This is a genomic window from Actinoplanes sp. NPDC051851 (assembly GCF_040681165.1).
Taxonomy (GTDB): domain Bacteria; phylum Actinomycetota; class Actinomycetes; order Mycobacteriales; family Micromonosporaceae; genus Actinoplanes.
The window spans coordinates 1-2,571 of record NZ_JBFAYF010000156.1 but is presented as its reverse complement, the minus strand read 5'-3'; the positions used below and the strand labels follow the sequence as shown (position 1 = coordinate 2,571).

General features: G+C 69.2%; 1 protein-coding gene and 1 pseudogene. Both read left to right on the top strand.

All coding sequences use genetic code 11. The annotated features are described in order from the left end of the window. Window positions 1-485 precede the first annotated feature (485 nt). Window positions 486-2,045 (top strand): sodium:proton antiporter, encoded by a 1,560-nt coding sequence (locus AB0M08_RS47400; RefSeq protein WP_364508926.1) that lies wholly within the window; start codon window positions 486-488, stop codon window positions 2,043-2,045. A gap of 269 nt (window positions 2,046-2,314) precedes the next feature. Next, window positions 2,315-2,571, top strand: a pseudogene (locus AB0M08_RS47395) (RNA polymerase sigma factor SigF); the annotation flags it as partial.

Genomic DNA, 2,571 nt, shown 5'->3' with positions numbered 1-2,571 from the left:
CAAGCACCCTGTTGAGTTCTCAAAGAACAACCGCACACCTTCGAACGATCCGCATTTCCGCGGCCCGTTCCCCGGGGCACTCGCTCTACTTTACCGTTGCGTTTCCGTCTTGCCAAATCCGGGGTTTTCATCCGGCTCCGGCGATCTGGAATCTCGCTCAGGTCCCGCAGAACCTTACACGACTCATCGTCGTGCTCGATCCTTGGGGTTTGGCAGGACGGCCGCTGCGGATCTCTCCGCTTGCCTCGCCCGTTTCCCTGCCGGCAGAGAGAACATTACCTGCTCGTCCCCACAGCGCCAAATCGGCCCCCCACACTTCTGAGCCCCCTGCGACGGGGGTGCCGCAGGGGTCGCGTGCGCTTACCGAGAGCACCTTTTTCTTGACCGAGCGGAATGGATCAATCACAGAGCGAACAGTTCTCCCATTAGCCACAGAGATCGCCACGGACCGTGGACCCACCCGTACGGATCAATAGCCTTGCCGGGTGAACGGTGTACAGCTACTCCTGATCATCGGGGCGGGGATCGCGATCTCCTCGCTGGCGCGGCGGCGCGGGGTGGAACCGGGCCTGGTCATCGTGATCCTGGCGGCCGCGGCCTCGTTCATCCCCGGCATGCCGCGGCTGGAGCTGGACAGCGAGGCGATCCTGGCACTGGTCGTCCCGCCACTGCTCTACTCCGCGACCCGGGGTGCCACCTTCGCCGACTTCGGGGCGAACCTGCGGCCGATCGTCTCGCTCGGCGTGGCCCTGGTCGTCCTGACCACCGGGGCGCTCGGGTTCGTCTCCTCCTGGCTGATGCCCTCCCTGGGCGTGGCGGCCGGCTTCGTACTCGGTGCCGTCCTCGCGCCACCGGACACCATCACCACCGTCTCGCACGGCGAGCAGATCGGGCTGCCCCAGCGGGCGGTCTCGGTACTCACCGGGGAGAGCCTGGTCAACGACGCGACGGCGCTGACCCTCTTCACCATCGCGGTCGAGGCGGTGAACGGCGCGCACACCACGTTCGGCGGGGGCGTCCGGGAACTCGCGCGTACGGCCTTCGTCGGCATCGGGATCGGCTGGCTGCTCGCCGTCGGTGCCCTGGTGATCCGGAAACGGCTGGCGAACGCGACGCTGGAGACCTCCCTCGTGCTGCTGGTGCCGTTCACCGCGTTCCTGCTCGCCGAGGAGGTGCACGCCTCCGGGATCCTGGCCGTGGTGGCGGCCTCCTTCATGATCAGCATCAACCTGACACTGGACCCGAAGCACCAGTACCCGGGCGCCTACCGGGCGCGGGTGCAGGAGTCGTCGGTCTGGCCGGTGCTGGACTTCCTGCTGGAGACGTTCGTCTTCGCGTACATCGGGCTGCAGTTGCGGTTCGTGCTGGCCGACCTCGCCGAGTCGGCGGAACCAGGCCTTCGCCGTACGTTGGTGGCCGCGGCGCTGTTGTTGATCGTCGCGATCGTGTTCCGCCTGGCCGGGGTCTTCGTCCTGTTCGGACGCTGGACGCTGCGGCACCGGAGTTCGCTGCGCCGCGCCGAGCGTGACCCGCGCTACCGGCTGGCGATGGAGAAGCGGCGCGCGCGGCGGACCAGGCGGGGCGGTGAGCCGCTGGAACCGCCGACGATGAAGGAGTCACTGCTCGTCGGCTGGACCGGCATGCGCGGCATCCTCACCCTGGCGGCCGCGGCGGCGGTGCCGGAGACGACGTCGACCGGCGCGCCCTTCCCCGGGCGGGACGCGATCCAGGCGATCGCGCTGATCGTCACCCTCGGCACCCTGCTGATCCAGGGGACGACACTGCGCCTGATCGCCGGTCGGCTGCGGTTCGACCTCGGCGCCGAACGAGCCGAGCGGGCGGCCATGCGCCGACGCGGGCGGGAGGTGATCGAGGCGGTCGCCGCCGGACCGGACGCGGATGAGACGTTCGAACGGCAGCGACGGGCGGTGACCGCGGCGATCGGCGAGCACCGGGTGGACGAGCGGGTGGCCCGGGAGCTCATCGAGGAGATCGACCTGCGCCAGGTGGCGTACCACTCGACCGACCCGGGAAAGCGCCACTGACCTGGGAGATCCCGGGGAGAGTCCGAAGTGGTCGGACGAGTGACGGAGCGTGGCGCAGGCCACACGGCCGAGTGTCACTCATACTTTCGGCTAGTCTTTCGTCCGACACTCGGTTAGTGTGGGCGCAACCGAACGGCCCATGTTGCTCGACGACCGCGGTGCCCCACCGGGGCCGTCCATGGGTACAGACGCCCGACCGACTCGGGTCCAGGCAGGACAGTGGACCGGCTCTCCGGAGAGGTGCCAGGGAGGACCACAGCATGACCGTCATGGAGACTGCGACGACCACGTCGCCCGCGATCAAGACGACCGTGTCGACCGCGATCAAGACCGGCGCCGAGGCGTCCGCGGACAGCGCGGCGGAACTTCTGAACGCCATGGCCGCGATGCCGGCCGGGCACCCGTCCCGGGCCGCGCTGCGCGACCGTGCCATCGAGGCCTGGCTGCCGCTCGCACGCCACCTGGCCCACCGCTACTCGGGCCGCGGCGAACCCACCGACGACCTGATCCAGACCGCCACCGTCGG